Here is an 8796-nt window from a genome sequence, read left to right as displayed (position 1 = left end):
CAGGGCCGCAAGACCAGGCGGCTGAGCGTCAGCCACGCGTTCCACTCGCCGCACATGGACGGCATGCTCGACGCCTTCCGGCAGGTGGCCGGGGGACTCGCGTACCAGGCCCCGCGCATCCCGGTCGTGTCGAACCTGACCGGTGCCGTGGTCACCGGTGAGATGGGCACGGCGGACTTCTGGGTGCGGCACGTCCGCGAGGCCGTCCGCTTCCTGGACGGCGTACGCGCCCTCGAAGCGGCTGGTGTGACGGCGTACGTCGAACTCGGGCCGGACGGGGTGCTGTCGGCCCTCGCGCAGGAGTGCGTCACGAAGGACGCCGTCTTCGTGCCCGTCCTCCGCAAGGGCCGTCCCGAGGCCGAGGCGCTCGTCACCGCCCTCGCCCGGGCCCACGTCCACGGCATCCGCGTCGACTGGCAGGCCTTCTTCGCCGGCACCGGCGCTCGCCGGGTCGACGACCTGCCCACCTACGCCTTCCAGCGGCAGCGCTACTGGCCCGCGATCTCCTCCGCCCTCCACCTCGGCGACGTCGGGGCGATCGGCCTCGACGACACCGCCCACCCCCTGCTCACCGCCGGCGTCGCCCTGCCCGAGTCCGACGGCATGGTCTTCGCCGGACGCCTCGCCCTCGCCACCCACCCCTGGCTGGCCGACCACGCCGTCCTCGGCAGCGTCCTGCTGCCCGGCACCGCCTTCGTGGAGCTCGCCACCCGCGCCGGCGACCAGCTCGGCTGCGACCACCTGGAGGAGCTCACCCTCGAAGCGCCCCTGGTGCTGCCCGAGCGCGGCGGCGTCCAGCTGCGCGTCCGGGTCGGCGCCGCCGACGCCGCCGGCCGACGGCCGTTCGCCCTGCACTCGCGGGCCGAGGGCCTGGCCGCCGAGGAGCCCTGGACCCGGCACGCCGCCGGCGTCCTCGCCGAGGCCGCCCGCCCCGCCGCCGACTTCGACCTGACCGCCTGGCCCCCGGCCGGCGCCACCGAGCTGCCGCTCGACGGCCGCTACGAGGCGCTCGACGCCATCGGCTTCGCCTACGGCCCCGCCTTCCGCGGCCTGCGCACCGCCTGGCAGCTCGACGGCGCCGTGTACGCCGAGGTCCGGCTGCCCGAGGGCACCGAGGACCAGGCCGGCCGGTTCGGCCTGCACCCGGCGTTGCTCGACGCGGCCCTCCACGCGATCGGCCTCGACGGCATCGGCGCCGACGACGGCCGGGGCCGGCTGCCCTTCGCCTGGTCGGGGGTCTCGCTGTACGCGGGCGGGGCGGGCGCGCTGCGCGTCCGCCTCACCCCGGCCGGCGCCGAAGGCGTCCGGCTGGAGATCGCCGACGCCGCCGGCGCCCCGGTCGCGCTCGTCGAGTCGCTCGGCCTGCGCCCGGTCACCGCCGACCGGCTGCGCGCCGCCCGCACCGCCCGCCACGAGTCCGTGTTCCGCCAGCAGTGGACCGAACTCACCGGCCTCGCCGCCCCGGACCCGGCCCCCGCGGCCCGGTACGCCGTCCTCGGCGGAGCGGACCCGGTGTGCCCCGTGGGCGCCGCACGGTACGCGGACCTGGCGGAACTGGCCGCCGCGGTCGACGCGGGGGCACCCGTACCGGACGAGGTCGTCCACGTCCTCACGCCGACGCCCGCCCCTCTCACCGCCGAGGCCGTGCACACGGCGGCACACGATGCCCTGGCCCTCGCCCAGGCGTGGCTGGCCGACGAGCGGTTCGCCGCCGCCCGGCTGGTCTGCGTCACCCGCGGCGCGGTGGCCGCCGCACCGGACGAGGACGTGACCGACCTCGCCGCCGCCACCGTCTGGGGCCTGCTGCGCTCGGCACAGACCGAGAACCCCGGCCGGATCGCCCTCGTCGACGTCGAAGTCGACGTCGACGAGGATGCGCAGACCCGTGACGGCGACGGCCTGCGGGCCGCGCTCGGCTCCGACGAGGAGCGGTTCGCGCTGCGCGCCGGCGCCGTGCTCGTCCCGCGCCTCGTCCGCGCCGGAACGGCGGAGCAGGACGGCAGCGACCGCGCCCCGGCCTTCGGCCCGGACGGCACGGTGCTGATCACCGGAGCCGCCGGTGCGCTCGGCGGGCTGATCGCCCGGCACCTGGCCACCGCCCACGGAGTGCGCCGCCTGCTCCTCGTCGGCCGGCGCGGCGCCGCCGCCCCCGGTGCGGCGGAACTGGCCGCCGAGCTCGCCGAGTCGGGCGCCACCGCCACCTGGGCGGCCTGCGACGTGGCCGACCGGGACGCCCTCGCCGCCCTGCTCGCCCGGATTCCCGCCGAGCACCCGCTCACCGCGGTCGTCCACACCGCCGGTGTCCTCGACGACGGCATCATCTCCTCCCTGACCCCCGACCGGCTGTCGGCGGTGCTGCGCCCCAAGGTGGACGCCGCCTGGAACCTGCACGAGCTGACCCGGGACCTGGCCCCGCAGTTGTCCGCGTTCGTGCTCTTCTCCTCCACCTCAGGCCTGTTCGGCGGCCCCGGCCAGGGCAACTACGCCGCCGCGAACTCCTTCCTCGACTCCCTCGCCCGGCACCGCCGGGCGAGGGGCCTTCCGGCCGCCGCGCTCGCCTGGGGCCTGTGGTCCGTCGCCGACGGCATGGCCGGCTCCCTGGACGCCGCCGACGTCAACCGGATGCGCCGGGCCGGGCTGCCCCCGCTGACGGCCGCCGACGGCCTGGAGCTGTTCGACACCGCCGTCGCCCTCGACGACCCGGCCGTGGCCCTGATGCGCGTGGACACCGAGGCCCTGCGCCCCCAGGCCGCCGCGGGCACCATCGCCCCGCTGCTGCGCGGCCTCGTACGGGGTGTCGCGCGCCGGTCCGCGGCCGCCGCGGCCGTCGCCGGCTCCGAGTCCGAGCTGCGGGCCCGGCTGGCCGGGCTCACCGCCGCCGAGCAGGACCGTGCCCTGCTGGACCTGGTCCGTACGCAGGTCGCGGCGGTGCTGGGCCACGCCGGCCCGGCCGCCGTCGAGTCGGGGCGGGCCTTCAAGGAGCTGGGCTTCGACTCGCTCACCGCCGTGGAGCTCCGCAACCGGCTGAACGCGGCCACCGCCCTGCGGCTGCCCGCCACGCTGGTCTTCGACTACCCGGACCCGACCGTCCTGGCCCGCCACCTGCGCACCGAGCTGATCGGCGACACGGACCCGGACCCGCACCCGGGCGCGGCCGACGGGTCCGCGGCCCCGGCGACCGCGAGGGCCGCCGCCGAGGACGAGCCCATCGCGATCGTCGCGATGAGCTGCCGCTACCCCGGTGACGTCCGCACCCCCGAAGACCTGTGGGCGCTGCTGGCCGCCGGCGAGGACGGCATCACCCGCCTCCCCGAAAACCGCGGCTGGGACACCGAGGCCCTCTACCACCCCGACCCCGAGCACCCGGGCACCTCGTACGCCCGCGAGGGCGGATTCCTGCACGACGCCGCCGAGTTCGACGCCGCCTTCTTCGGGATCTCCCCGCGCGAGGCCCTCGCCATGGACCCCCAGCAGCGGCTCCTGCTGGAGACCACCTGGGAGGTCTTCGAACGCGCCGGCATCGCCCCGTCCTCGGTGCGCGGCACCCGTACGGGCGTCTTCGCCGGCGTCATGTACCACGACTACGGCGCCCGCCTGCACGCCGTGCCCGACGGCGTCGAGGGCTACCTCGGCACCGGCAGCTCCAGCAGCATCGTCTCGGGCCGCGTCGCCTACACCTTCGGCCTGGAGGGCCCGGCCGTCACCGTCGACACCGCCTGCTCCTCCTCGCTGGTCGCCCTGCACCTCGCGGCGCAGGCCCTGCGGGGCGGCGAGTGCTCGCTGGCCCTGGCCGGCGGTGTCACCGTGATGTTCACGCCGGGCACCTTCATCGAGTTCAGCCGCCAGCGCGGGCTGGCCGCGGACGGCCGCTGCAAGTCCTTCGCGGCCGCCGCCGACGGCACCGGCTGGGGCGAGGGCGCCGGCATGCTCCTGCTGGAGCGGCTCTCCGACGCCCGCCGCAACGGCCACCAGGTGCTGGCCGTGCTCCGCGGCTCCGCCGTCAACCAGGACGGCGCCAGCAACGGCCTCACCGCCCCCAACGGCCCCTCCCAGCAGCGCGTCATCCGCCAGGCCCTCGCCAACGCCCGCCTGACGGCGGCCGAGGTCGACGTGGTCGAGGCCCACGGCACGGGTACGACCCTCGGCGACCCGATCGAGGCCCAGGCCCTGCTCGCCACCTACGGCCGCGAGCACAGCGACGACCGGCCGCTGCTCCTCGGCTCCGTGAAGTCGAACCTCGGGCACACGCAGGCCGCCGCCGGTGTCGCCGGAGTCATCAAGATGGTCATGGCCATGCGCCACGGCGTGGTCCCCAAGACCCTGCACGTGGACGAGCCGACCCCGCACGTCGACTGGTCGGCGGGCGCGGTGTCCCTCCTCACCGAGCAGGCGGACTGGCCCGAGACGGGCCGCCCGCGCCGCGCCGGTGTCTCCTCCTTCGGCATCAGCGGCACCAATGCGCACGCCATCCTCGAGGAGGCCCCGCAGCCGGCCGCGGACCCGGAGCAGGGCGGGCAGGCCGCCCCGTCACCCTTCCTGCCCGTGGTCCTGTCCGCCCGCGGCGAGGACGCCCTGCGCGCCCAGGCCCGCCGCCTCCACACCCGCGTCCACACCGACACCGGCCTGCGCACCGCCGACCTCGCCCTGTCCCTGGCAGCCGGCCGTTCCGCCCTCGAGCAGCGCGCCGCCCTCGTCACCACGGACCGCGACGGCCTGCTCCGCGGCCTCGACGCGCTGGCCCGCGGCGAGGACACGGCCGGACTCGTCCGGGGGACCGCCCGCGAGAACCGGACGGCGTTCCTGTTCACCGGACAGGGCAGCCAGCGCCCCGGCATGGGGCGTGAGCTGTACGACGCCCACCCCGCGTTCGCGGACGCCTTGGACGAGGTGTGCGCCGAGCTCGACCGGCACCTCGAACTGCCCCTGAAGGACGTGCTGTTCGGGTCCGACACCGCCCTGCTGGACCGGACGGAGTACACCCAGCCGGCCCTGTTCGCCGTCGAGGTGGCGCTGTTCCGGCTGCTGGACGGCTGGGGCCTGCGGCCCGACGTCCTGGCCGGCCACTCCATCGGCGAGATCACCGCCGCGCACGTCGCGGGGGTCCTCTCCCTCCAGGACGCCGCCGAACTGGTCGCCGCCCGCGGCCGGCTGATGCAGGCCCTCCCGGCCGGCGGCGTGATGATCGCCGTACAGGCGGCCGAGGAGGAGGTCCTGCCGCTGATCGTCGAGGGCGTGAGCATCGCCGCGGTCAACGGCCCCCAGGCGGTGGTCGTCGCCGGTGACGAGGACGCCGCAACCGCCATCGCGGAGGCCTTCGAGAAGCAGGGCCGCAAGACCAGGCGGCTGACCGTCAGCCACGCCTTCCACTCGCCGCACATGGACGGCATGCTGGCCGACTTCCGCAAGGTGGCCGAGGGCCTGGTCTACAACGCGCCGCGCATCCCCGTCGTCTCCCTCCTCACCGGCGCCCTCGCCGGCGACGAGATGGCCTCGGCCGACTTCTGGGTCCGGCACGTCCGCGAGGCCGTCCGCTTCCTCGACGGCATCCGGGCCCTCGAGGCGGCCGGTGTCACGGCGTACGTCGAACTCGGCCCCGACGGGACCCTGTCCGCGCTCGCCCAGGACTGCCTGGGCGACACCGCCGAGCCCGCCCTCTGCATCCCCGTGCTGCGCAAGGACCGCCCCGCGGCCGAGGCCCTCACCGCGGCCCTCGCACGGGCCCACGTCCACGGCGTCCCCGTCGACTGGCCGGCGTACTTCGCCGGCACCGGCGCCCGGCCCGTCGACCTGCCGACGTACCCCTTCCGGCGCCGTCGCTACTGGCTCGACGTGGGTGTCTCCGTCGAGGACGTGCTGGCCGCCGGCCTCGACACGCCCGACCACCCGCTGCTCGGCGCCGCCGTCCCGCTGCCCGCCTCCGACGGCCTCGTCCTCACCGGACGCCTGGCCCTGGCCACCCACCCCTGGCTGGCCGACCACACCGTCATGGACACCGTCCTGCTGCCCGGCACCGCCTTCGTCGAACTGGCCCTGCGCGCCGGTGCCGAGGTCGGCTGCGACACCCTCGACGAGCTGGCCATCGAGGCCCCGCTCACCCTCGCCGACCACGGCGCCGTCCAGCTCCAGCTGGCCGTCGACGCGGCCGACGCCGCGGGCCGCCGCACCCTGGCCCTGCACTCCCGGCCGGCCGACGCCCCCGCGGAGGAGCCGTGGACCCGGCACGCCACCGGCGTGCTCGCCCCGGCCGCCCCGCAGCGTGCCTTCGACCTGGCCGAGTGGCCGCCGGCCGGCGCCGAACCCGTCCCCACCGACGGCTTCTACCCGGCCGCGGCCGCGGCCGGCCTCGGCTACGGGCCGGTGTTCCAGGGGCTGCGCGCCGCCTGGCGGCGCGACGGCGAACTGTTCGCCGAGGTCGCGCTCGACGAGGCGTACGAGAACGACGCCGCCGGCTACGCCCTGCACCCCGCGCTCCTCGACGCCGCCCTCCAGGCCATCGGCCTCGGCGTGCCCGGCAGCACCGACAGCGGTACGGAGCCCGCCGAAGGGGCCCGGCTCCCGTTCGCCTGGACCGGCGTCCGGGTGCACGCGGCCGGCGCGGCCCGCCTGCGGGTCCGGATCACCCCCGGCGCGTCCGGCGGCCTGGCCCTGGACGTCGCCGACACCACGGGTGCCCCGGTGGCCTCGGTCGACTCGCTGATCCTGCGCCCCGTGTCCGCGGACCGGCTCGGCGGCGACCGGACCACCCACCACGAATCCCTGTTCGGTGTCGAGTGGACCAGGCTGCCGCTCACCGCCGGCACCGTCCCGGCCGGCGAACGCTGGGCCGTGCTGGGCGAGGACCTGGCGGACCTCGGCATCGGCGGCGAACCGCTCGACGCCCACCCGCACCTCGCCGCGCTGCGCGAGCAGCTCGCCGCGGGCGCCCCCGCACCGGACGTCGTGCTCGTCCCGCTGTCCGGCACCGCCACCGCCGACGGACGGGCCACCGCCGCCCGGACCGCCGCGCACCACGCGCTCGCCCTGGTCCAGGAGTGGCTGGCCGAGGAGCGGCTCGACTCCTCGCGGCTGGTCCTGCTCACCCGGGGCACGGTGGCCGCCCGACCGGGCGACCACGTCACCGACCTGGCCCACACCCCGGTGTGGGGCCTGGTGCGGTCGGCGCAGTCGGAGAACCCCGGCCGGTTCGTCCTCGCCGACACCGACGGCACCGACGCCTCTCTCGGTGCCCTGGCCGCCGCCCTCGCCGGCGACGAGCCGCAACTCGCCCTGCGGTCGGGCGAGGCGTACGCCTTCCGCCTCCGCCGCATCGCACGCACCGGCGCCGCCGCCACGGACCCGGCCCACCCGGCCCACCCGCTCCACCCGCTCCACCCTGCGCTCGACACCGCCGGCACGGTCCTCGTCACCGGCGCCACCGGCACCCTTGGCAGGCTCTTCGCCCGCCACCTCGCCGAAGCCCACGGCGTACGGAACCTGCTGCTGCTCAGCCGCCGCGGCGACGCGGCACCCGGCGCGGCCGACCTGACCGCGGAGCTGGCCGGCCTGGGCGCCGAGGTCACCTGGGCGGCGTGCGACGCAGCCGACCGGGACGCCCTGGCCGCCGTCCTGGCCGCCGTACCCGCCGACCGGCCGCTGACCGCGGTCGTCCACACGGCCGGGGTCCTGGACGACGGCATCATCGACTCCCTCACCCCGGAACGCCTCGACACCGTCCTGCGGCCCAAGGTCGACGCGGCCTGGAACCTGCACGAGCTGACCGAGGGCCACCAGCTCTCCGCGTTCGTGCTGTTCTCCTCGGTCGCGGGCTCCTTCGGCGCCCCCGGCCAGGGCAACTACGCCGCCGCCAACGCCTTCCTCGACGCCCTCGCCCAGCACCGGGCGGCGCGCGGCCTGGCCGCGAGCTCCCTCGCCTGGGGCCTGTGGGCCACTGCGGACGGCATGGCCGGCGCCCTCGACGAGGCCGACCTGACGAGGATGGCGCGCGCCGGTGTCACCGGGCTCGCCCCCGCAGAGGGACTGGCCCTCTTCGACACCTCCCGCACCCTGGAGGACGCCGTCCTCGTCCCCATGCGGGTCGAGCAGGCCGTCCTGCGCGCCCAGGCCGCTGACGGCACCCTGCCGCCGCTGCTGCGCGGACTGGTCCGCACCCCGGCACGCCGGGCCGCCGCCCCCGCGACCCGGGCCGCCGTCCAGCCCGCCGCCGAACCGGCCGGCTCCCTCCGGGAGCGGCTGGCGGGCCTGCCGGCCGCCGAACGGCAGCAGGCGCTGGACGAGCTGGTCCGCGGCCAGGTCGCCGCGGTCCTCGGCCACGGCACGGCCGACGAGGTCGACGCCGCCCGCGGCTTCCTCGACCTGGGCTTCGACTCGCTGACCGCGGTCGACCTCCGCAACCGGCTCACCGCCGCCTCCGGGCTGCGGCTGCCCGTCACGCTGATCTTCGACTACCCGTCACCGGCGGCCCTCGCCGCGTACATCGGGGAGCGGCTCGGCCAGGGCGACGACCGCGGCCGCCCGTCCGTGCACACCGAACTCGACAAGCTCGAATCCCTCCTCTCGGCGGTCGCCCCCGACGACGCCGACCGCGCCGGCATCACCGCCCGGCTGCGCGACCTCCTGGCGAAGTGGAATGACACGCACAGTGCACCGGACAGCGCCGCCGAAGAGCGGGACATCCAGGCCGCCACGGCCGACGAGCTCTTCGACCTCCTCGACGACGAACTCGGCCTGTCCTGACCACCGGCACGGGACAGCCGTGCCCCCTCCGACGACCTTGACGACTCTGACCACTTCGAGCAC

Annotated in this window: 1 protein-coding gene; it reads left to right on the top strand. The window is 76.8% G+C overall.

Going from position 1 to position 8796, the window contains the following annotated elements; genetic code table 11:
- On the top strand, window positions 1-8733 hold an 8733-nt coding region (locus AC068A_RS15610; protein ID WP_478585124.1), incomplete at its 5' end, for an SDR family NAD(P)-dependent oxidoreductase.
- Between the last annotated feature and the right edge of the window lie 63 nt (window positions 8734-8796).

The organism is Streptomyces sp. NPDC043854 (genome assembly GCF_056436005.1).
The sequence above is the reverse complement of the archived record's forward strand: the minus strand, read 5'-3'. Positions and strand labels throughout refer to the sequence as shown.